This is a genomic window from Pseudoxanthomonas sp. J31, assembly GCF_000510725.1.
Taxonomy (GTDB): domain Bacteria; phylum Pseudomonadota; class Gammaproteobacteria; order Xanthomonadales; family Xanthomonadaceae; genus Pseudoxanthomonas.
This window is the reverse complement of record NZ_AZNZ01000011.1, coordinates 41361-61870: the sequence shown is the minus strand read 5'-3', so window position 1 is coordinate 61870 and position 20510 is coordinate 41361. Positions and strand designations below refer to the sequence as shown.

The following is a 20510-nucleotide window of genomic DNA, read 5'->3' as shown; positions in this document are numbered from 1 at the left end:
TCAGTCGGCGGTCAGCACCAGGCTGCCGTCCTCGTTGCTGAACTGCTTGTCCTTGCGCACCAGGCGCTGGCCGTCGGGCAGTTCGTAGCGCAGGGACGGGCGGCCGTCGGGGCCGTTCTCGTCGTGGAACTCGATGATGACGTAGGCGTTGCCGTCGTTGCCGGTGGCGGGGAACTGGCGGAAAGACATGCCTGCCTCCTGGGGTGCATCGGGCGCCGCGCCCGTCGGCCTGCAAGGATGCGGCGGGTCGGCGTGAAGAACCGGTCTGCGGGTGCCCCGGGCGCTGCGCCGCAGCAATGGGCCCGCGGCGGGCATAACCGTTAGACTAGGCCCATGAGCACCCAATTCACGCTGTCCGGGCGCGCCCGGGCCCTCACCAGCTCTGCGATCCGCGAGATCCTCAAGGTCACCGAGCGTCCCGAAGTCATTTCCTTCGCCGGCGGCCTGCCGTCTCCGGCGACCTTCCCGGTCGAGCGCATGCGCGAGGCCACCGAGAAGGTGCTGCGCGAGGCCCCGCACGCGGCCCTGCAGTACGGCCCGACCGAAGGCTACACCCCGCTGCGCGAATGGGTGGCCGAGCGCCTGGGCCGCAATGGCGCGAAGATCCCGGCCTCGCGCGTGCTGATCACCACCGGCTCGCAGCAGGGCCTGGACCTGCTTGGCAAGGTGCTGATCGACGAGGGCAGCAAGGTCCTGGTCGAAACCCCGAGCTACCTCGGCGCGCTGCAGGCGTTCTCGCTGTTCGCGCCGAAGTTCGCCTCCCTGCCCAGCGATGCCCAGGGCATCGTCACCGACCAGATCACCCCGGCCGACCTGGAAGGCGCGCGCTTCCTGTACTGCCTGCCGAACTTCCAGAACCCGACCGGCCGGCGCATGCCGCTGGAGCGCCGCAAGGCCCTGGTCGAGCTGGCCGCCAGGGCCGGCGTGCCGCTGGTCGAGGACGACCCGTACGGCGAGCTGTCCTACGGCGGCGAGGCGCTGCCCAGCCTGCTGTCGATGAACCCCGACGGCGTGATCTACATGGGCTCGTTCTCCAAGGTGCTGGCCCCGGGCCTGCGCCTGGGCTACGTGGTGGCGCCGGAGGAGATCCTCGGCAAGATGGTCCAGGCCAAGCAGGCCGCCGACCTGCACACCCCGTCGTTCTCGCAGCGCATCGTCCACGAGGCGGTGCAGGACGGCTTCATCGACCGCCATATCCCCTCGATCCGCAGCCTGTACGGCGCCCAGTGCCAGCACATGCTGGCGGCGCTGGAGCGCGAGTTCCCCAAGGAAGCGCGCTGGAACCGCCCGGAAGGCGGCATGTTCATCTGGGTCGAGCTGCCGGAAGGCATCGATACCGGCGCGCTGCTGGCCAAGGCAATCGAGCGCAACGTGGCCTTCGTGCCGGGCGCGCCGTTCTACGCCGCCGAACCGCGCCGCAACACCCTGCGCCTGTCCTTCGTGACCGTGCCGGCGGAGAAGATCGACCAGGGCATCAAGGTCCTGGGCGAGCTGCTGAAGGCCGAGATCGCGGCACTGCCCGCGGCGGCCTGATGCCGGCGGCACGTGCCCATCGCCGTCCTGTCGGCGCGGTGGTGGGCGCGTGAGCGCGCGCGTCCTGGCCCGGGTCGAGGCCGTGCTCACCGGCACGGCCGTGGCGTATACCCGGCCCGGCAGCCGCAGCGCGATCGCCAAGCAACCACGCCAGGGGCCGGTCGCGATCGGCCCCGAGGGCCTGCAGGGCGACGAACAGGGCGACCGCCGCGTGCATGGCGGTCCCGACAAGGCCATCCACCACTACGCCCGCGACCACTACGCGGCGTGGGCCGCGGAAATCGGCGCGCATCCGCTGCTGCAGGCCGCCGGCGCGTTCGGCGAGAACATCAGCACCAACGGCGTCACCGAGTCCGGTATCTGCCTCGGCGACCGCCTGCGCCTGGGCACGGCCGTGGTCGAGGTGGCGCAGGGGCGGCAACCGTGCTGGAAGCTGTCCGACCGCTTCGGCGTGCCGGACATGGCGCGCCGGGTGCAGGACAGCGGCCGCAGTGGCTGGTACTACCGCGTGCTCGAACCCGGCCAGGTTCAGGCCGGCGATGACCTGCTCCTGCTGGAACGCCCGTATCCGGAATGGCCGCTGCCACGCCTGGCCGCGCTGCTGTACCGGCGCACCCTGGACCAGGACGAACTGCGCGCGGCGCTGCGGCTACCGCTGGTGCCTTCCTGGCAGCGCACCTTCGAGCGCCGCCTCGAACAGGGCCAGACCGAAAGCTGGGATTCGCGCCTGCAAGGCCCGCAGGGTTGACGGCGTTCCCTCTGCCTCCAGAGAGGATGATTCCCGGCAGGGCCAGGGAAGCCGTCCATCCGCCGCATCACGTGGCCGGATAAGCGAAGCGCATCCGGGGTGAGGGCCGGTGTGCCAGTCGCCGCGCCGATCGCAGCATCGCGCGCGCCCTGCAACGTTCCGCCGCGAAGGGGGAGGCCGGCCAGACGAAGCGCGTCCGGCTTCGCTCACTCCCGCGCCAGCGCCTGCCCAACCTTGCTGCCGGTCGTGCGGCCCAGCACACCAGCCAGCCAACGCCCCGTCTCCGCCAGCGCCTCCAGGTCGACCCCGGTCTCCAGGCCCATGCCGTGCAGCATGTACACCAGGTCCTCGGTCGCGAGGTTGCCGCTGGCGCCGCGCGCGTAGGGGCAGCCGCCGGTGCCGGCGACCGCGGCGTCGGCCACGCGCACGCCGGCTTCCACGCAGGCGGCGACATTGGCCAGGGCCTGGCCCCAGGTGTCATGGAAATGCACTGCCAGCGCCTGCATCGGCACCTCGGCGGCGACCGCCAGCAGCATTTCCCGCGCCTTGCGCGGAGTGCCCACGCCGATGGTGTCGCCCAGCGAGACCTCGTAGCAGCCCAGCGCGTGCAGCCGCCGCGCCACCCGGACCACGTCGGCCAGCGGCACCTGTCCCTGGTAGGGGCAGCCCAGCACGGTGGAGACATAGCCACGCACGCGCACGCCGTCGGCGCGGGCGCGCTCGAGCACCGGCATGAAGCGCTCGATCGACTCGTCGATCGAGGCATTGGTGTTCTTCCGGTTGAAGGCTTCCGACGCGGCGGTGAACACCGCCACTTCCTCCGCGCCCGCGGCGCGCGCGCGCTCGTAGCCCTGCAGGTTGGGCACCAGTACCGGATAGGCGACCCCCGGCCGACGCCGGATCCCGGCCATCACCTCGGCCGCGTCGGCCAGCTGCGGCACCCATTTCGGGCTGACGAAGCTGGTGGCCTCGATGCTGCGCAGGCCGGTGGCCGAGAGCCGGTCCACCAGCACGATCTTGTCCGCGGTGGCAACCATCGCGACCTCGTTCTGCAGGCCGTCGCGCGGGGCCACCTCGACGATGCGCACGAACTCGCTCATGCCGCCTCCGCGTCGCCGACCACGGCCAGCACCGCCTCGGCCTCGACGAAGTCGCCGGCCGCAGCGCGCAGCGCGGAAACGATGCCGGCGCGCGGCGCCTTGACCGACAGCTCCATCTTCATCGCCTCCATCACCAGCAGCTCGGCACCGGCCTCGACCTGCTGCCCGGGCCCGACCCGCACGACCACCACGCGGCCGGGCATGGGCGCACGCACCTGGCCGTCGCCGCCGCCTTCCTCGCCGCCGGCGCGTTCGCCGGACAGGCGCGCGACCTGCAGGCGGCGCCGGCCGTCATGCAGTTCCAGCACCTCGCCGTCGAAGCGCATGCGCGCGCGGCGGCCGACACCGTCCAGCAGCAGTTCCACCCAGCCATCATGCGTGCGCGCGCCGTCGACGGCGTGTTCCCGGCCGTCCACCGACAGCTGCCACTGGCCGCCATGGCCGCGCGCCAGCACCTCGTGCGTGGCTTCACCGCAGCGCAGGCGCAGGTGGCGCGCGGCGCGCCCATGCAGGCGCCAGCCATCGGCCAGCGCCCAGGGCGAATGCGGCTCCGCGCCGGCCGCGGCCCGTGCGGCCTCGGCCTGCTGTGCACGCAGCAGGAACGCCACCGCCGCGATCGCCAGTTCGGCGCTGCCTGCCGCATCGCCGCCGTGCAGGAACTCGTCCAGATGGCGGTCCAGGTAGCCGGTGTCGATCCGGCCCTCGACCAACGCCGGATGCCGCGCCAGCGCCTCGAGGAAACCGATGTTGGTCTTCAGCCCGGCGACATGGCATTGCGCCAGCGCCGCGCGCAGGCCGGCCAGCGCCGCGGGGCGGTCCACGTCGTGCACGATCAGCTTGGCGATCATCGGATCGTAGAACACGCTCACCGCATCACCCTGTTCGACGCCCGCATCCACGCGCACGTGTGCGGAGGGCGAGGGCAGGGCCAGCGTGCGCAGCGTGCCCGAGGCCGGCAGGAAGCCCGAATCCGGATCCTCCGCGTACAGCCGCACCTCGATCGCGTGGCCGCGTTGCGGCACCTGGTCCTGGCGCAGCGGCAGCGGCTCGCCGGCGGCCACGCGCAGCTGCCATTCCACCAGGTCCAGGCCGGTGACCATCTCGGTCACCGGATGCTCGACCTGCAGCCGGGTATTGATCTCCATGAAGTAGAAGTTGCCTTCCGGGTCGACGATGAACTCGACCGTGCCGGCGTTGACGTAGCCGATCGCGCGCGCCGCGGCGACCGCCGCCTCGCCCATGGCCGCGCGCAGCCGCGGGGTCAGGAACGGCGAGGGCGACTCCTCCAGCACCTTCTGGTAGCGGCGCTGGGCCGAGCATTCGCGCTCGTTGAGGTGGATCACCTGGCCGTGGCTGTCGGCGAACACCTGGATCTCGATATGCCGCGGCGAGCGCACGTAGCGCTCCAGCAACACGCGGTCGCGGCCGAAGGCGTTGCGTGCCTCGCGCTGGCAGCTTTCCAGCGCGGCGGCGAAGTCCTCCGGCGCGTGCACCACGCGCATGCCCTTGCCACCGCCGCCGTGCGCCGCCTTGACCATCAGCGGGAAGCCGGTGCGTTGCGCCTCGGCCGCCAGTGTTTCCGCGGACTGGTCCTCGCCGTTGTAGCCGGGGACGACCGGGACGCCGGCGGCGGCCATCAGCTGCTTGGCGCCGGCCTTGCTGCCCATGCGCTGCATGGCCGATGCCGGCGGACCGACGAACACCAGGCCCGCCGCGGCCACCGCCTCGGCGAAGCCGGCGTTCTCGGACAGGAAGCCGTAGCCGGGATGGATGGCCTCGGCGCCGCTGCGCAGCGCGGCGTCGATCACCGCCTCGCTGCGCAGGTAGCTCTCGGCCGGTGCCGCGCCGCCGATGCACACGGCATGGTCGGCCATGCGCACGTGCAGGGCGCCGGCGTCGGCCTCCGAGTACACCGCCACGGTCTCGATCCCCAGGCGCCGGCAGGTGCGGATGACGCGGCAGGCGATCTCGCCGCGGTTGGCGATCAGGAGGCGCTTGAACAACGGGCTTGCAGGCATGGCGGGTCCAGGTGGGAACCGCGGCGCAGGGCACGCGGTTGGAACACGATCAGTCCGCGGTACCGGCCCCGGTGACGGCCGGGCCGGCGCGCGGTGCTCATTCCTTGCTTCCGATCCAGGCAGGCGGGCGCTTGCCGAGGAACGCGGCCAGGCCTTCCTGGCCCTCGGGCGAGACCCGCAGCGCGGCGATCAGCGCGGCGTTGTCCGCATCCAGCGCCTCGGCCGGGCCGCCGGCCACGACCCGCCGCACCAGCGCCTTGGCCGAGGCCGCGGCGACCGGGCCGGCCTGCAGCAGCAGGTCCAGTTCGGCCTGGACGGCGGCATCCAGCGCGTCCTCGGCCACCACGGCATGCAGCAGGCCCATGCGCTGCGCCGCCTCGGCGTCGAAATGCCCGGCGGTGGCGAACCAGCGCCGCGCCTGGCGCGGTCCGATGGCGGCCACGACATAGGGCGAGACCACCGCCGGCAGCAGGCCCAGCCGGGCTTCGGTCAGGCCAAAGCGGGCCTTCGGCGTGCCGATGGCGATGTCGCAGCACGCCACCAGGCCCACGCCGCCGCCGAAGGCCGGGCCGTGCACCCGCGCCAGGGTGGGGCGCGGCAGCTCGTCCAGGGTGCGCATCAGCCGGGCCAGGGCGAGGGCATCCTCGCGGTTCTCCCGCTCGCTGGCGGCGGCCATGCCGCGCATCCAGTTGAGGTCGGCGCCGGCGGAGAACGAGGGCCCTTCGCCTTCCAGCAGCACCGCGCGCACCGCCGGGTCGGCGCCGGCCTGTTCCAGCGCGGCGGTCAGGGCGGCGATCAGGGCCGGGTCGAAGGCATTGTGCAGGTGCGGCCGGTTCAGGCGCAGGCGCAGCACGGGGCCGGCCGGTTGGATCAGCAGCGGTTCGGCCATGTCGGCTCCGGGGGAAAACCGTTTCGGATGATAACGGTGCCCCGGTTGGCGGCCATGACGCAGCGCGGCGAGGACCGGTCCAGCGGAAACCTTCACCTGGCCGCGATGCTAGAATTGAGAACAATTCTTGATTGTCCGGAGCCATCGTGCTGCTGTCAGACCTGCCGCCGCGCACGCCCGTCGCGGTCACCTCCGTCGAGGATCGCCACCCCAACGACGTCGTCGCCCGCCGCCTGCGCGAGCTGGGCTTCGTGGCCGGCGAGCCGGTGCAGGTGGTGGCGAAGGGGCCGCTCGGCGGGGAGCCGCTGCTGGTGCAGGTCGGCTACACCCGCTTCGCCCTGCGCCGCGCCGAAGCGGCCCGGGTGCGGGTGCAGCCCGCGGGCACGGAGGCGGCATGAGCGCCCAGGAAGCGAGCCTGCGCCTGGCGCTGCTGGGCAACCCCAACTGTGGCAAGACCGCGCTGTTCAACCAGCTGACCGGCAGCCGGCAGAAGGTGGCCAACTACGCCGGCGTGACCGTCGAGCGCAAGGAAGGCCGGCTGGTCACCCCGTCCGGCCGCAGCTACGCCGTGCTGGACCTGCCCGGCGCCTACAGCCTCAACCCGGCCAGCCTGGACGAGGCCATCACCCGCGACCTGTGCCGCGGCTTCTACCCGGGCGAGCCGGCGCCGGACATGCTGGTGTGCGTGGTCGACGCCACCAACCTGCGCCTGCATCTGCGCTTCGTGCTGGAGGTGCGGCAGATGGGGCGGCCGATGGTGGTCGCGCTGAACATGAGCGACGCCGCGCGCCGCCGCGGCATCGCCATCGACCGCGCCGCGCTGGAGCGCGAACTGGGCGTGCCGGTGGTGGAGACCGTGGCCGTGCGCCGCAACGGTGCGCGCGAACTGGTCGAGCTGATCGACCGCTTCGCCGCCGCCCCGCAGCCGCCGGCGGTGCAGCTGCCCGCGGACGCCGACCTGCACGCCGAGACCCGCCGCCTGCTGGCGGCGACCGTGTCCATGCCGGCGCGCACCGCGCAGGTCGACGACGCCCTGGACCGCTGGCTGCTGCATCCGTTCTTCGGCCTGCTGACCCTGGCCGTGGTGATGTTCCTGATCTTCCAGGCGGTGTACGCCTGGGCCACGCCGGTGATGGACCTGATCGACGCCGGCACCGGCGCGCTGGGCGAGTGGGTCTCGGCGACCCTGCCGGAAGGGCCGCTGGCCAGCCTGCTGGCCGATGGCATCATCGCCGGCCTCGGCGGGGTGGTGGTGTTCCTGCCGCAGATCCTGGTGCTGTTCGCCTTCATCCTGGCGCTGGAGGAATCCGGCTACCTGCCGCGCGCGGCGTTCCTGCTGGACCGGATGATGGCCGGCGCAGGCCTGTCCGGGCGTTCCTTCATCCCGCTGCTGTCGTCCTTCGCCTGCGCCATCCCCGGGATCATGGCCACGCGCAGCATCCAGGACCCACGCGACCGCCTGGCCACCATCCTGGTGGCGCCGCTGATGACCTGCTCGGCGCGGCTGCCGGTGTACGCGCTGCTGATCGGCGCCTTCATCCCCTCGCGCGAGGTCTGGGGCGGGTTCAACCTGCAGGGCCTGGTGCTGTTCGGCCTGTACATGGCCGGCATCCTCAGCGCGCTGGCGGTGTCGTTCGTGATGAAGAAGTGGCGCCGCGACCGCGGCGAGCACCCGCTGCTGCTGGAGCTTCCGTCCTACCGCCTGCCCAACCCGCGCGACCTGGCCATCGGCCTGTGGGAGCGTGCGCTGATCTTCCTCAAGCGCGTGGGCGGCATCATCTTCGCCCTGACCGTGCTGCTGTGGGTGCTGCTGAACTTCCCCGCGGCCCCGGCCGACGCGACCCTGCCGGCGATCGACTACAGCCTGGCCGGCCGCATCGGCCATGCGCTGGCGGTGGTGTTCGCGCCGCTGGGCTTCAACTGGCAGATCTGCATCGCCCTGATCCCGGGCCTGGCCGCGCGCGAGGTGGCGGTGTCCTCGCTGGCCACGGTGTACGCACTGTCGGCGGCCGATGACGAGGCCGCGGCGCAGGCGCTGACCCCGCTGATCGCCGATGGCTGGTCGCTGGCCACCGGCCTGGCCCTGCTGGTGTGGTTCATCTATGCCCCGCAGTGCATCGCCACCTGGGCGGCGATCAAGCGCGAGACCGGCTCGTGGAAGACCATGGCCATCGCGGCCGGCTACCTGTTCGCCCTGGCCTACCTGGCCTCGATGCTGACCTACCAGGTCGCCATCCGCCTGGGCGCGGGCTGAGGAGGACGCACGATGCCGCTGTGGCTGCAGTACGTGATCGTCGCACTGGTGGTGCTGCTGGCGCTGTGGATGTTCCTGCGCCGCCAGTTCCCCGGCACCGTGCGCCGGCTGCGCCTGGCCCTGGCGGCGCCGCTGGTGCGCGATGGCCGGCCGGCATGGATGCGGCGCCTGGCACGGCTGATCGCCCCGGCTGCCGGCGGCGGCGCCGGTGCCTGCGGTGGCTGCGATGCCTGTGGCCCGGAGCCGCGGAAGGGGCCGCCACGCTGAGCCGGGGGCCGGGATCAGGCAAGAGAAAACGGGCGCCGCGGCGCCCGTTTTCCGTTTCCGGTGGTGTGGCCGCTCAGCCGTCCGCGTCCTGCGGCATCCAGGCCTTGTAGCGGCCGCTGCAGTGGAGCAGGGCCATCATGTAGAGCATGCCGTCGTAGTAGCGGTGGTGGCCTTCCGGCACCGGGCGTTCCCACAGCGCGCGCACGAAGTCCAGCCGCCGCGGGTGGTCGGCGGCGAGGCTGGCGGTGGCGTTCATCGCCACCAGTCCGGTGGTCTGGCCGCCGCCCAGCGGCTTGCCGGCCAGCGTGTACAGGCTGGCGTAGCGGTCCAGGCCCTGGCGGTGGAAGAACGCCTGCAGGCGGTTGCTCAGCTCCACCTGGCGCGGGTCGGCCCGCCACCAGGACCAGTCCATCGACCAGTTCATCGCGGTGCGCCAGGCGTCGTAGCGGAAGTCCGCCGACTCGCGGCGCCACGGCGCCGCCCACGGCGTGCCGTCGAAGTTGCCGTAGTCCGGGGTCAGGGCGGTCTTCGGGTGCGCGGCGCGCACGAAGTAGTCGCGGCTGACCTGCGCCGCCTCGCGCCAGAACGCGCGGTCGGCTTCCGGCCCGACCCGCGCCCAGACCTCGTAGAAGGCGGGCAGGTGGTAGGAGGCGTCGGTATGCGCGGCGTTGGGCAGGTCCGGGGTGAAGCGGACCATCTTCGCGTCCTTGTCGAACAGGTTCACCGCGGTGGCCCGCTTCGAGGTCGAAGTGGCGCCGGTGATGGCGCCGCGGTGCAGGACGTCGGTGAGGATGCGGTCAGCCCAGCTGCGGTAGGCGTAGATGCCTTCGCCATCGCCCCAGCGCGCCGAGGCGAAGTACAGGGCGGTGATGAAGTACTCCTCGCCGTCGGGCGCCGGCATCTCGTCGTTGGCCACCCCGTCGGTGCGCACCGACCAGGCGAAGTAGCCGTGCGCCGGATGCTTCGGGTCGGCGTGGTACATGTGGGTCACGGCCCAGTTCCAGATCGCGTCGAACTCGGCCTTACGGTCCAGCTGCACCGCGATCATCATCCCGTAGGACATGCCTTCCGAGCGCACGTCGTTGCTGTTGACGTCGTGGATGTAGGCCATCGGCCCGTGCTCGTTGGCGCCGGACGGGTAGTACACCGCCTGGTTGCGCGGGTCGCCGTGGAACAGCTGCCGGAACGCGGCCTGGATCTTCGCCTCCACCGCGGCGGCGTCGTAGCCGGCCTCGGCGAACAGGTCAGGATACTGCCCGGATGCGACCGCGCCCGGGCCGGCGGCCGCGGGCGGCGGCGTGGGCGTGGCCTGTGCCGTGGCTTCGCCCGACGCGCCGCAGGCGCACAGCGCAAGGCCCAGGAGCAGGGGCAGGGCGGCGACCAGGCGCCGGATCGGAAGACGTCGGTGCATGCAGCGGATCCCCTCCAGGAAAGCGCCGCCGACCATAGCAGAACCGCGCGCGGCTTCCAGCCGGAACGGCAGCGGCGGCCGACGGGCGGCGGCCGGCTGCGCGCGGCTACATCCGGAACACGCCGAAGCGGGCCGGCTCGATCGGCGCGTTGAGCGAGGCCGACAGGCCCAGGCCCAGCACCCGGCGGGTGTCGGCCGGGTCGATGATGCCGTCGTCCCACAGCCGCGCGGTGGCGTACCAGGGGCTGCCCTGGCGCTCGTATTGCTCGCGCACCGGCGCCTTGAACGCCTCCTCTTCCTCCGCGCTCCACTGGCCACCGCCGGCCTCGATCGCGTCGCGGCGCACGGTGGCGAGCACGCTGGCGGCCTGTTCGCCGCCCATCACGCTGATGCGCGCGTTCGGCCACATCCACAGGAAGCGCGCGCCGTAGGCGCGGCCGCACATGGCGTAGTTGCCCGCGCCGAAACTGCCGCCGATGACCACGGTGAACTTGGGCACGGACGAACATGCCACGGCGGTGACCATCTTCGCCCCGTCCTTGGCGATGCCGGCGTTCTCGTACTTGCGGCCGACCATGAAGCCGGTGATGTTCTGCAGGAACACCAGCGGGATGCCGCGCTGGTTGCACAGCTGGATGAAGTGCGCGCCCTTGAGCGCGCTCTCGCCGAACAGGATGCCGTTGTTGGCGACGATGCCCACCGGGCAACCGTGCACGTGGGCGAAGCCGGTGACCAGGGTCTTGCCGTAGCGGGCCTTGAACTCGTCCAGCTCGCTGCCGTCGACGATGCGCGCGATCACCTCGCGGATGTCGAACGGGCGGCGCGTGTCCTTCGGCACCAGGCCGTACAGCTCCTCGGCCGGGTACAGCGGCTCGCGCGGTTCGCGCAGCGCCACGGCGGGCTGCTTGCGGCGGTTGAGGTGGCCGACGATGCCGCGCGCGATCTCCAGCGCATGGCGGTCGTCCTCGGCGTAGTGGTCGGCCACGCCGGAGACCGAAGTGTGCACGTCGGCGCCGCCCAGCGCCTCGGCATCGACCACCTCGCCGGTGGCGGCCTTCACCAGCGGCGGGCCGCCGAGGAAGATCGTGCCCTGGCCGCGGACGATGATGCTCTCGTCGCACATCGCCGGCACGTAGGCGCCGCCGGCGGTGCAGCTGCCCATCACCACCGCGATCTGCGGGATGTCCTCCGCGCTCATCCGCGCCTGGTTGTAGAAGATGCGGCCGAAGTGCTCCTTGTCCGGGAACACCTCGTCCTGCAGCGGCAGGAAGGCGCCGCCGGAGTCGACCAGGTAGATGCACGGCAACCGGTTCTCGCGCGCGATCTCCTGCGCGCGCAGGTGCTTCTTCACCGTCATCGGGAAATAGGTGCCGCCCTTGACCGTGGCGTCGTTGGCCACGACCACCACTTCCTGGCCCATCACCCGTCCGATGCCGCAGACCATGCCGGCCGCGGGCGCGGCGCCGTCGTACATGTCCTCGGCCGCCAGCGGGGCGATCTCCAGGAACGGGGAGCCGGGATCGAGCAGGGCGTCGATGCGTTCGCGGACCGGCAGCTTGCCGCGTTCGACGTGGCGCTGGCGGGCTTTCTCGCCACCGCCCTCGGCGGCCCGTTGCAGGCGCTGGTGCAGTTCCTCGGCCAGTTGCCGGTGGTGGCTTTCGTTTTCGCGGAATTCGGGGGAGCGGGTATCGATCTGGCTGCGGAGGACGGGCATGGGAATCGTCGGTTAGGCGTGCCCGGAGGATAAGCCAGCGCGTCCCTGGCGCCTTCTGGCGCCGCAACACGGGCCGGCCGCGGCGCGGCCGGCCCGGATGGATCAGTCGTTGTCGGTGCGGGCGTCGGCCGCGGCCTCGCGCGCCTTGTCGGCGGTCGCGTCGGCGGCGTTGGCGGTGGCTTCGGCCGCGTCGGCGGCGGCTTCGCGGGTGGCGGCCTCGGCGCGCTGGCCGGCCTCGCGGGCGTGCACTTCGGCGTCGGCCGCGGCCTCGCGGGTGGCATCGGCGGCCGAACTGGCGGCCTCACGGGTAGCGGCGGCCGCGTGCTCGCCGGCCGCGGCGGCATGGTCGCCGGCGGCCGCGGCCTCGGCGCGGGCCTCCTCGCGCGAGGAGTTGTCGCAGGCGCCCAAGGCCAGGGCGAGGGCAGCGGCGGCGGGGATCAGCAGGATGCGGTTGCGGGTCATGGTCGACTCCTGTTCCGGGGAATGGGGCGCCAGGCTGGCGCGGCGGCAGCATTCCCCGGCCGCGGTGGGCGTGCCGTGAACCGGCTGAACAGTCCAGTCAGCAATAGGCTGGGACTATTGAACTGCCGTTCATCTGCGTATTCAGGTTTGGGGTCCGGAGGCCATTCCGCGGAAGCAGCTAAACGTTTTCATGCGCAGCTGGCAGCGCACCGTATGGAGCGGCGCAGGGGTGGCATGGCAGGCCCGCAGGCGCAGCCACGCCACGCTCCTACCGTTGGGGCCGCCAGTGGAGCGGGGCAATACGCGCGGGTGAGGCGTAGCGGGTAGGAGGCGCACGAGTACGGGATGTGCGGCCGAACGCCGCCTGCCTCGGGTCAGCCTGCCCGTTGCATGGATATCCGGCCAGCGTTGCGCCGGCCCATTCCGGTGGAAAACCGCAAGCGTGGAATATCGCGCGCATCCGCAAAGCGGGATCCGGATAAAGCGAAAGGCCGCCGGTTTCCCGGCGGCCTTCCGTGCAGCGTGCTGTAAAGCCTTATTACTTCTTGGCTTCTTCGGCAGCGTCCTTGGCCTGCTCGGCAACGTCGGCAGCAGCCTCGGCGGTATCGGCGGCAGCGTCGGCAGCGCCCTCGGTGGCAGCGCCCTCGGCCGAAGCGGCGGCGTCAGCGGCGGTGTCGGCAGCAGCAGCGGCCGAATCGGCGGCGACCTGGGCGGCGTCGGCAGCCTCGGAGCCCTCGGCGGCAGCGGCGTCGGCAGCAGCCTGAGCCTCGGCAGCAGCGGTGTCAGCGGCAGCAGCCGCGTCCTGCGCCTGCTCGGAGTTCGAGCACGCGGCCAGGGCCAGACCCAGGGCCAGGGCGATCAGCAGCTTGTTGATGCTCATGTTGGATATTCCTCGTCGTTTAGTTGGGCAACGCGCGATTGCGCGCCGCCAACATGATGACAAGGCCGTTTCTGCTGTCAAGCAGCAACAGGTGAGTTTCGTAAAGAGCTCGTGAAAAACGATTACACCATTTCCAGAGCGATAGCGGTAGCCTCTCCTCCGCCGATGCACAGCGCGGCCACACCCTTCTTCAGGCCGCGCTTGCGCAGCGCGTTGACCAGGGTCACCACCAGCCGGGCGCCGGTCGCGCCGATGGGATGACCCAGGGCGCAGGCGCCACCGTTGACGTTGATCCTGTCGTGCGGGATGCCCAGCTCGCGGATCGGGGCCATGGCCACCACGGCGAAGGCCTCGTTGATCTCGAACAGGTCCACGTCGCCGACCTGCCAGCCCACCTTGTCCAGCAGGCTGGAGATGGCGCCCACCGGGGCGGTGGTGAACCACTCCGGCTGCTGCGAGAAGGTGGCATGGCCGACGATCCGCGCCAGCGGCTGCAGGCCGCGGCGGGCGGCGTCATCGGCCGACATCAGCACGGTGGCGGCGGCGCCGTCGGAAATGGAGGAGGAGCTGGCCGCGGTGACCGTGCCGTCCTTCTTGAATGCCGGCTTGAGGGTCGGGATCTTGTTGATGTCGGACTTGCCCGGCTGTTCGTCGCTGGCGATCTCCACCTCGCCCTTGCGGGTGGCGACCTTGACCGGGACGATCTCGCCCTCGAACGCGCCGCTGGCCTGCGCCGCCTGCGCGCGCCTGACCGACTCGATCGCGTAGGCGTCCTGCTCCTCGCGGGTGAAGCCGTACTTCTCCACGGTCTTCTCCGCGAACACGCCCATCGACTGGCCGTCGTACGGGTTGGTCAGGCCGTCCCAGGCCATGTGGTCCACCGCCTGGAAACCGCCGTAGCGGTTGCCGGTGCGGGAGTTGGGGATCATGTGCGGCGCGTTGCTCATCGACTCCATGCCGCCGGCGACCACGACCGAGGCCGAGCCGGCCTTGATCAGGTCGTGGCCGAGCATGATCGCCTTCATGCCCGAGCCGCACACCTTGTTGATGGTGGTGCAGCCGGCGGAGGTCGGCAGGCCGGCGGCCAGCGCCGCCTGGCGGGCCGGCGCCTGGCCGAGGTTGGCCGGCAGCACGCAGCCCATGATCACTTCCGACACATCGGCCGCGGGCACGCCCGACTGCTCCAGCGCCGCGCCGATCGCGGCCGCGCCCAGGGTGGGCGTGGGCACGCCGTTGAACTGGCCGAGGAAGGAACCGATGGCGGTGCGTTTGGCGGCGACGATCACGATGTCGGACATGGGGGTGCCTCGCAAAGGGTGAGCCGCGATTATCCGCACACCCGGCAGGGGCGCGCCACACCCACGGTGGCAGGCGACAAGCCGCGCACGCTTGCGGTATAGAACGGCCGTGGCGGCGTCCGCGCCACGCCTTCGGGGAGAACACGATGCAGGGAAGTGCCCGACATCCTTCCGGCGCCGTACGCGTGCTGCTGGCGACCGCCGTGGCCATCGCCCTGGCCGCCTGCGGTGGCGGGGGAGGCGGCGGCAATGTCCGCCCGGGCAATCCGTCGACGCCCCCGCCGCCTTCCAGCGACGTCCCGCAGCCGGCCGCGGACGCGCACCTGGCCATCACCAACGCCAGCGCCCGGCAACGTGGCGGCCTTACCGGTGCCGGCTATGCCATCGGCCTGATCGACACCGGCGTGAACCGCAACCACCCGGGCCTGGCCGGGCGGGTGGCGGCCAACCTCAACTACGTGGATCCGCAGGCGAACAACCTCGCGGTCGACGACGTGGTCGGCCATGGCACGACGGTGGCCCTGCTCGCCGCCGGCGTGCCGGTGGGGCCCTGGCCGGGTGGGGTGGCACCGGGGGCGACCATCCTCTCGGCGCGGGTCATCAACGACAGGCGCCCGGACGACGACGGCTCCGGCCGCGGCAACGAGGTCAGCGGCCCGCTGGGCCTGCGCCCGGTCCACGAGGACCTGGTCGCGCGCGGCATGCGCATCATGAACAACTCCTGGGGCGGGCTGTACTGGACCCGGGACAGCGTCACCGCGCAGATCGCCGAGGAGTACCGCTTCTTCATCCGCGACCACGACGGCCTGGTGGTGTTCGCCACCGGCAACGAGGGCCGCGCCAATCCCACCGATACCGCCTCGCTGCCCAGCCAGGCCGGGCCCAACGGCACCCGCCCGGCGGCCGACCTGGAACGTGGTTGGCTGGCGGTCACCGCGGTGGACACCAGCCGTCCCGACCGCCTGGCCTCCTACGCCAATGCCTGCGGCCTGGGCCGCGACTACTGCCTGGCCGCGCCCGGCACCTCGGTCTACCCCGGGCACGACGCCACCGCGGGCAACACCACTTATTACTATGGCTCCGGCACCTCGTACGCGGCGCCGCTGGTGTCCGGCGCCGCAGCCCTGGTGTGGGAGAAGTTCCCGTACTTCGACAACGACCTGGTCCGCCAGACCTTGCTGGGCACGGCCACCGACATCGGCGCGCCCGGCCCGGATGCGGTGTTCGGCTACGGCCTGCTGAACGTGGCGCGCGCCCTTGGCGGGCCGGCGAAGTTCGACTGGGGCGACGTCGAGGTGAGCTTCGAGGGCGAATCGGCCTGGAGCAACCCGATCAGCGGCGCCGGCGGCCTGGTCAAGCGCGGCAGCGGCACCCTGGTGCTGGAGAAGCCGTCCACCTACACCGGCGCTACCCGGATCGAACAGGGCGTGCTGCGCGCGCCCGGTGGCCTGTCCGCCTCCGACGTCCACGTGGCCAGCGGCGCGCGGCTGGAGCGCGTCACCGAACTGGGCGCGGACCTGGTCAACGCCGGCACCGTCGTGGTCGACGGCGGCGGCAGCGCGCAGGGCGCGCCGTTGGTGGTGATGGGCGACTACACCCAGCAGGCCGGCGGCCGCCTGACCCTGGTGCTGGGCAATGGCGGCATGCAGGTGCGCGGCCGCGCCACCATCGAGGGCGGCGACGTGCAGGTCATCGGCCAGCGCCAGGGCTACGTGATGCAGGTGCGCGAGGACGTACTGTCCGCCGAGGGCGGCCTGGCCGGCCGCTTCGACGGGCTGGGCGCGGGCCCGGGCGTGTTCCTGGACGCCTCGCTGGTGTATGGCGGCAGCAGGGTGTGGATGGAACTGCGCCGGGTGGACGTGGCCGCCACCGCCGCCGCGCTGGGCATCGGCGATCCGGCCGCGCTGGGCGCGGCCCGGCGCCTGGAATCGGCGTTCTCGAGCCTGGACCAGAACGGCGTGCCGGCGGCGGCCGGCGCGGATTTCGAGCGCATTGCCGGTGCCATCCAGCGCACCGAGGACGCACAGTCGGCGGCCGCCACCCTGCGCAGCCTCTCCGGCGAATTGCATGCCGCGGCCATGGCCGCCACCTTCGACAGCCTGGACCTGGGCCGGCGCACGTTGTCCTCGCGCCTGGACCAGCTGGCCGGCGGCGCCCAGAGCAGCGGCAGCTGGATCGAATCCCTGGGGGCACCGGCGCTGGCCGGCGGCGCGCACGGCGATGCCCGGGTCAGCGGCTGGATGGCAGGCCACGATCTGCGCCTGGACGGGCGCAGGTTTGCCGGCCTGGCCGTGGCCGAAACCCATGGCGACAGCCGCCTGCGCGCGCTCGGCGACCGCAGCCGCGAGCGCCAGGCGCAGGTGCAGGCCTATGCCGGCGTGCACGGCGAGCGCGCCTACCTGGCCGGGCAGTTCGGCAGCGGCCAGTGGCAGCGCCGCACCGACCGCCAGCTGCTGGCCGGTGCCAGCCGCCACGCCGTGCATGCCGGTTACGACGGCCGCTTTGCCGTGGCCGCGCTGGAAACCGGCTGGCGCTTCGGCACCGGCGCCAGCGGCCTGGTGCCGTATCTGGGCCTGGAATACGCGCAGGTCCAGAGCGACGGCTTCCGCGAGCAGGGTGCCGCCGGCTTCGGCCTGCGCAGCGCCGCGCTCGATGCCCGCCGCAGCCAGGGCCTGGCCGGCCTGCGCGCGTTCGGCCATTTCGGCGCGTGGCAGCTGCAGGGGCATGCGGAGTGGCAGCACACCCTGTCCAGCGCCGGGCTGGCGCCGCTGGCCAGCTTCGTCGGCGTCGATGCCTGGTCGCCGCTGGCCGCGGCTGATCCGACCCGCGGCGGTGGCCTGTTCGGCTTGAGCGCGCGCACCCGGCTCGGCCGTCACGCGCAGCTGGGCTTCAGCTTCGACCAGCGCTTCGGACCGCGCGGTGACGCACGCCAGGCCAGTCTCCAGTACGCCGTGGACTTCTGAAACGCCGCGCGTGGCCGGCGGCGTTTCCGCCGCACTTCAATGGCGCAGCCGCTTGGCCCGGGCAGGCGGCGCGCACCGCGCCGCCGCAGTACCCGGGCGCCGGCGAGGTCTGGCGCGTCGCCACGCGCTGTGGGCTTGCCGCAGGACTGGTCCGGGGGCGACTCCCGTGCGCAAGTCGCCGGATGCGGCCTTCGGCCCTGTCCGGGCCATGCGGGCCAGGCTCAGCCGCGGCCCTCGAACAGTTCCCGGCCAATCAGCATGCGCCGGATCTCGTTGGTGCCGGCGCCGATCGAATAGAGCTTGGCGTCGCGCAGGATGCGCCCGGTGGCGTACTCGTTGATGTAGCCGTTACCGCCCAGGGCCTGGATGCCTTCCAGCGCCACCTGCACCGCCGCCTCGGAGGCGTGCAGCAGGCAGGCCGCCGCGGCGGCGCGCGAGCGCCGGCCTTCGTCGAAATCGCGCGCCACCTGGTAGGCGAAGGCGCGGCTGGACTGCAGCGCGGTGTACATGTCGGCGATCTTGCCCTGCATCAGGCCGAAGGTGCCGATCGCCGCGTCGAACTGCTTGCGCTCGCGCACGTAGGGCAGGGCGATGTCGAGCGCCGCCTGCATCAGCCCGATCGGGCCGCCGGTCAACACCAGGCGCTCGGTGTCCAGGCCGCTCATCAGCACGCGCACACCCTGGTTGACCTCGCCCAGCACGTTTTCCTGCGGGATCTCGCAGTTGTCGAACACCAGCTCGCAGGTGTTGGAGCCGCGCATGCCCAGCTTGTCCAGCTTCTGCGCGGTGGAGAAGCCGCGCATGCCACGCTCGACGATGAAGGCAGTCATGCAGCGGCTGCCGGCCTCCTTGCCCGCGGTGCGCATGTACACCAGCAGCACGTCGGCTTCCGGGCCGTTGGTGATCCACATCTTGCTGCCATTGGCGATCCACACCCCGTCGCGCAGCTCGGCGCTGCAGCGCATGGAGCCGACCACGTCCGAGCCGGCGCCCGGCTCGCTCATCGCCAGCGCGCCCTTCCATTCGCCGCTGCAGAGCTTCGGCAGGTACTTGCGGCGCTGGGCCTCGTTGCCGTTGAGGAACAGGTTGGACACGCACAGGTTGGAGTGCGCGCCGTAGCTGAGCCCCACCGACCCGGAGGCGCGCGAGATTTCCTCCATCGCCACCAGGTGGGCGAGGTAGCCCATGCCGCTGCCGCCGTATTCCGGGGCGACGGTCATGCCCAGCAGGCCCAGCTCGCCCAGCTTGGGCCACAGGTCCTGCGGGAACGCGTTGTCGTGGTCGATCTGCGCCGCGCGCGGCGCGATCTCGCTTTCGGCGAAACGCTGGACGGCCTCACGCAGCGCGTCGATTTCCTCCCCAAGCTGGAACGCTCGCATCGGCCGCCTCACTCCCTGATTGTTTCATTTGAACCTAGTGTAGTGCGGGACGCGAAAGCGTCATGTGCGGGCGCAACAAACGCCGCCGGGATGGGGGTTCTCCGCTGCCCGGCAGCCATGCACACAGCCCGGACAAGGCCCACGGCCACACCCGGAAAGGCAGCCGGTCACCCGTAGCAGGCGCATCGACCCTATGCGTACGCAGGCACATATGCCGGCAAGGCCACAGGCCGCACCGGGACCCCGAATCCCGAATCCCGAAAAAAAGGCCCGGAACCCGGGCCTTTTTTTCCTCAGTGCTGCTCGCCGCGCAGATGCCCCATGCGCGGGGCCGAGCGGCCCATCGGCAGCTTGAGCTTGCCGATCGCCGACAGGCGCGCCTCGGCGATGCGGTCGGCGGCGTACTGCGGGCTGATGTTCTCGCGCTCGGACAGGTCGAAGATCTTCGCCACGTTGTGGTAGATGCTGCGGATCAGGCGCATCGCCCGCTCGCGGTTGTAGCCGTCGATCTCCAGCGACACGTTCATCACGCCGCCGGCGTTGACCGCGTAGTCCGGCGCGAACAGGATGCCGCGCCGGTGCAGCTCGTCGCCCACCGCATGGCTGGCCAGCTGGTTGTTGGCCGAGCCGCACACGATCTTCGCCTTGAGCCGCTCGATGGTCTCCATCGTCAGCGCGCCTTCCATCGCGCACGGCGCGAACACGTCGGCGGCCACGTCGTAGATCTCGTCCACGCCGACCGCCTCCACCCCGTACTCGGACACCGCGTACTCCACGCGTGCCGGGTCCAGGTCGGTGACGAACAGCTTGGCCCCGCGCTCGCGCAGCAGCTTCACCAGCTCCATGCCGATATGGCCCAGGCCCTGCACCGCGATGCTGGTCTTGCCGATTTCCTCGTGGCCCAGCTTGCGCTGCAGGCTGGCCATCAGCGCCTGCAGGGTTCCGTAGGCGGTGAACGGGGCCGGGTCGCCGGAGCCACCGTGGACCTGGTGCACGCCGGTGACGTACTCGGTCTCCAGGTACACCAGCTCCATGTCGTTGACGTCCGTGCCCACGTCCTCGGCGGTGATGTAGCGCCCGCCCAGCGCATCGACCGCGCGGCCGAAGGCGCGGAACAGGGCCTCGGTCTTGTCGGTCTTCGGGTCGCCCAGGATCACCGCCTTGCCGCCGCCGATGTTCAGGCCGGCCAGCGCGTTCTTGTAGGTCATGGTGCGGCTCAGGCGCAGCACGTCGCGCACCGCGTCGGCCTCGTCGGCGTAGTGGCGCATGCGCACACCGCCCAGGGCCGGGCCCAGCACGGTGCTGTGGATCGCGATGATCGCCTTCAGGCCCACGTCGGGGTTGTTGCAGAAGACCACCTGTTCGTGGCCGGAGGTGGCGAGGGTTTCAAACAGCATGGCGGGCTCCGCGTCGTCGGGTCGCGCGTGGCGGCGGGCCGGCCGGCACCGCCGGGCGCCGGGTCCGGAAACAAAAAAGCGACGTGGCCGGGTGGGGGAGGGCATGCGTCGCGGGTCACATTCTAAACCGGTTCCAACTCCGCTCCCGCGAAGGCTTGTCCGAACGAACGATCGTGCTATTTTGCGTTCCATGAACC

At 71.8% G+C, this 20510-nt stretch carries 17 protein-coding genes; 6 read left to right on the top strand and 11 right to left on the bottom strand.

Annotated elements, in window-relative coordinates; all coding sequences use genetic code 11:
- Positions 1–189 (bottom strand): hypothetical protein, encoded by a 189-nt coding sequence (locus tag PSEJ31_RS0112205; RefSeq protein ID WP_019399506.1) that lies wholly within the window; start codon positions 187–189, stop codon positions 1–3.
- 144 nt (positions 190–333) lie between these two features.
- On the opposite strand from PSEJ31_RS0112205, the gene PSEJ31_RS0112200 reads away from it, so the two are divergent.
- Positions 334–1533, top strand: a complete 1200-nt coding sequence (locus PSEJ31_RS0112200; RefSeq protein ID WP_019399507.1) for a PLP-dependent aminotransferase family protein — start codon at positions 334–336, stop codon at positions 1531–1533.
- A 49-nt stretch (positions 1534–1582) separates the two neighbouring features.
- Positions 1583–2281: an MOSC domain-containing protein gene (locus PSEJ31_RS0112195; protein ID WP_019399508.1), complete on the top strand. Its 699-nt coding sequence runs from the start codon at positions 1583–1585 to the stop codon at positions 2279–2281.
- Between the two features lie 206 nt (positions 2282–2487).
- Here PSEJ31_RS0112195 and PSEJ31_RS0112190 read toward each other — a convergent pair whose 3' ends face one another.
- From PSEJ31_RS0112190 to PSEJ31_RS0112180, 3 genes are all read right to left on the bottom strand, one after another.
- Positions 2488–3381, bottom strand: a complete 894-nt coding sequence (locus tag PSEJ31_RS0112190; protein ID WP_028915610.1) for a hydroxymethylglutaryl-CoA lyase — start codon at positions 3379–3381, stop codon at positions 2488–2490.
- A complete protein-coding gene (locus PSEJ31_RS0112185; RefSeq protein WP_028915609.1) occupies positions 3378–5384 on the bottom strand; it encodes an acetyl-CoA carboxylase biotin carboxylase subunit in 2007 nt (668 codons plus the stop codon). Before PSEJ31_RS0112185 ends, PSEJ31_RS0112190 begins: the two co-directional genes overlap by 4 nt.
- Positions 5385–5496: 112 nt before the next feature.
- Entirely contained in the window at positions 5497–6288 is a 792-nt protein-coding gene (locus PSEJ31_RS0112180; RefSeq protein ID WP_028915608.1) for an enoyl-CoA hydratase-related protein, read from the bottom strand.
- Between the two features lie 146 nt (positions 6289–6434).
- Between PSEJ31_RS0112180 and PSEJ31_RS0112175 the strand changes: the two genes are divergently transcribed.
- The 3 genes from PSEJ31_RS0112175 to PSEJ31_RS0112165 are packed head-to-tail and all read left to right on the top strand — an operon-like array spanning position 6435 to position 8809.
- Positions 6435–6686 (top strand): FeoA family protein, encoded by a 252-nt coding sequence (locus PSEJ31_RS0112175; protein WP_019399512.1) that lies wholly within the window; start codon positions 6435–6437, stop codon positions 6684–6686.
- A complete protein-coding gene (feoB, locus tag PSEJ31_RS0112170; protein WP_028915607.1) occupies positions 6683–8542 on the top strand; it encodes a ferrous iron transport protein B in 1860 nt (619 codons plus the stop codon). Before PSEJ31_RS0112175 ends, feoB begins: the two co-directional genes overlap by 4 nt.
- Before the next feature lie 12 nt (positions 8543–8554).
- Positions 8555–8809: a DUF6587 family protein gene (locus tag PSEJ31_RS0112165; RefSeq protein ID WP_019399514.1), complete on the top strand. Its 255-nt coding sequence runs from the start codon at positions 8555–8557 to the stop codon at positions 8807–8809.
- Positions 8810–8882: 73 nt separating this feature from the next.
- On the opposite strand, the gene PSEJ31_RS0112160 is transcribed toward PSEJ31_RS0112165, so the two are convergent.
- From PSEJ31_RS0112160 to PSEJ31_RS0112140, 5 genes are all read right to left on the bottom strand, one after another.
- Positions 8883–10220: a glycosyl hydrolase family 8 gene (locus PSEJ31_RS0112160; protein ID WP_026010708.1), complete on the bottom strand. Its 1338-nt coding sequence runs from the start codon at positions 10218–10220 to the stop codon at positions 8883–8885.
- A gap of 106 nt (positions 10221–10326) precedes the next feature.
- Positions 10327–11934, bottom strand: coding sequence for a carboxyl transferase domain-containing protein (locus tag PSEJ31_RS0112155; protein ID WP_028915606.1), 1608 nt, complete (start codon positions 11932–11934; stop codon positions 10327–10329).
- 102 nt (positions 11935–12036) lie between these two features.
- Positions 12037–12396, bottom strand: a complete 360-nt coding sequence (locus tag PSEJ31_RS0112150) for a hypothetical protein (RefSeq protein ID WP_019399517.1) — start codon at positions 12394–12396, stop codon at positions 12037–12039.
- Positions 12397–12934: 538 nt separating this feature from the next.
- The gene (locus PSEJ31_RS0112145; protein WP_028915605.1) at positions 12935–13276 is read right to left on the bottom strand and encodes a hypothetical protein; all 342 of its coding nucleotides are present in this window, start codon (positions 13274–13276) and stop codon (positions 12935–12937) included.
- A 122-nt stretch (positions 13277–13398) separates the two neighbouring features.
- Positions 13399–14574: a thiolase family protein gene (locus PSEJ31_RS0112140; RefSeq protein ID WP_028915604.1), complete on the bottom strand. Its 1176-nt coding sequence runs from the start codon at positions 14572–14574 to the stop codon at positions 13399–13401.
- Between the two features lie 146 nt (positions 14575–14720).
- Here PSEJ31_RS0112140 and PSEJ31_RS0112135 point away from each other — a divergent pair, with 146 nt between their 5' ends.
- Positions 14721–17537: a S8 family serine peptidase gene (locus tag PSEJ31_RS0112135; RefSeq protein WP_051403735.1), complete on the top strand. Its 2817-nt coding sequence runs from the start codon at positions 14721–14723 to the stop codon at positions 17535–17537.
- A gap of 221 nt (positions 17538–17758) precedes the next feature.
- Here the strand turns inward: PSEJ31_RS0112135 and PSEJ31_RS0112130 are convergent, their stop codons facing one another.
- A complete protein-coding gene (locus PSEJ31_RS0112130) occupies positions 17759–18916 on the bottom strand; it encodes an isovaleryl-CoA dehydrogenase (RefSeq protein WP_019399521.1) in 1158 nt (385 codons plus the stop codon).
- A 293-nt stretch (positions 18917–19209) separates the two neighbouring features.
- Complete coding sequence (locus PSEJ31_RS0112125) at positions 19210–20313, bottom strand: Glu/Leu/Phe/Val dehydrogenase dimerization domain-containing protein (RefSeq protein ID WP_028915602.1); 1104 nt, start codon at positions 20311–20313, stop codon at positions 19210–19212.
- Positions 20314–20510: the final 197 nt, after the last annotated feature.

Bases quoted from the DNA above. Each gene is read 5' to 3' on its own strand.
- PSEJ31_RS0112205 (WP_019399506.1), bottom strand. From the start codon at position 189: ATGTCTTTCCGCCAGTTCCCCGCCACCGGCAACGACGGCAACGCCTAC.
- PSEJ31_RS0112200 (WP_019399507.1), top strand. From the start codon at position 334: ATGAGCACCCAATTCACGCTGTCCGGGCGCGCCCGGGCCCTCACCAGC.
- PSEJ31_RS0112190 (WP_028915610.1), bottom strand. From the start codon at position 3,381: ATGAGCGAGTTCGTGCGCATCGTCGAGGTGGCCCCGCGCGACGGCCTG.
- PSEJ31_RS0112180 (WP_028915608.1), bottom strand. From the start codon at position 6,288: ATGGCCGAACCGCTGCTGATCCAACCGGCCGGCCCCGTGCTGCGCCTG.
- feoB (WP_028915607.1), top strand. From the start codon at position 6,683: ATGAGCGCCCAGGAAGCGAGCCTGCGCCTGGCGCTGCTGGGCAACCCC.
- PSEJ31_RS0112165 (WP_019399514.1), top strand. From the start codon at position 8,555: ATGCCGCTGTGGCTGCAGTACGTGATCGTCGCACTGGTGGTGCTGCTG.
- PSEJ31_RS0112160 (WP_026010708.1), bottom strand. From the start codon at position 10,220: ATGCACCGACGTCTTCCGATCCGGCGCCTGGTCGCCGCCCTGCCCCTG.
- PSEJ31_RS0112155 (WP_028915606.1), bottom strand. From the start codon at position 11,934: ATGCCCGTCCTCCGCAGCCAGATCGATACCCGCTCCCCCGAATTCCGC.
- PSEJ31_RS0112150 (WP_019399517.1), bottom strand. From the start codon at position 12,396: ATGACCCGCAACCGCATCCTGCTGATCCCCGCCGCCGCTGCCCTCGCC.
- PSEJ31_RS0112145 (WP_028915605.1), bottom strand. From the start codon at position 13,276: ATGAGCATCAACAAGCTGCTGATCGCCCTGGCCCTGGGTCTGGCCCTG.
- PSEJ31_RS0112140 (WP_028915604.1), bottom strand. From the start codon at position 14,574: ATGTCCGACATCGTGATCGTCGCCGCCAAACGCACCGCCATCGGTTCC.
- PSEJ31_RS0112135 (WP_051403735.1), top strand. From the start codon at position 14,721: ATGCAGGGAAGTGCCCGACATCCTTCCGGCGCCGTACGCGTGCTGCTG.
- PSEJ31_RS0112130 (WP_019399521.1), bottom strand. From the start codon at position 18,916: ATGCGAGCGTTCCAGCTTGGGGAGGAAATCGACGCGCTGCGTGAGGCC.
- PSEJ31_RS0112125 (WP_028915602.1), bottom strand. From the start codon at position 20,313: ATGCTGTTTGAAACCCTCGCCACCTCCGGCCACGAACAGGTGGTCTTC.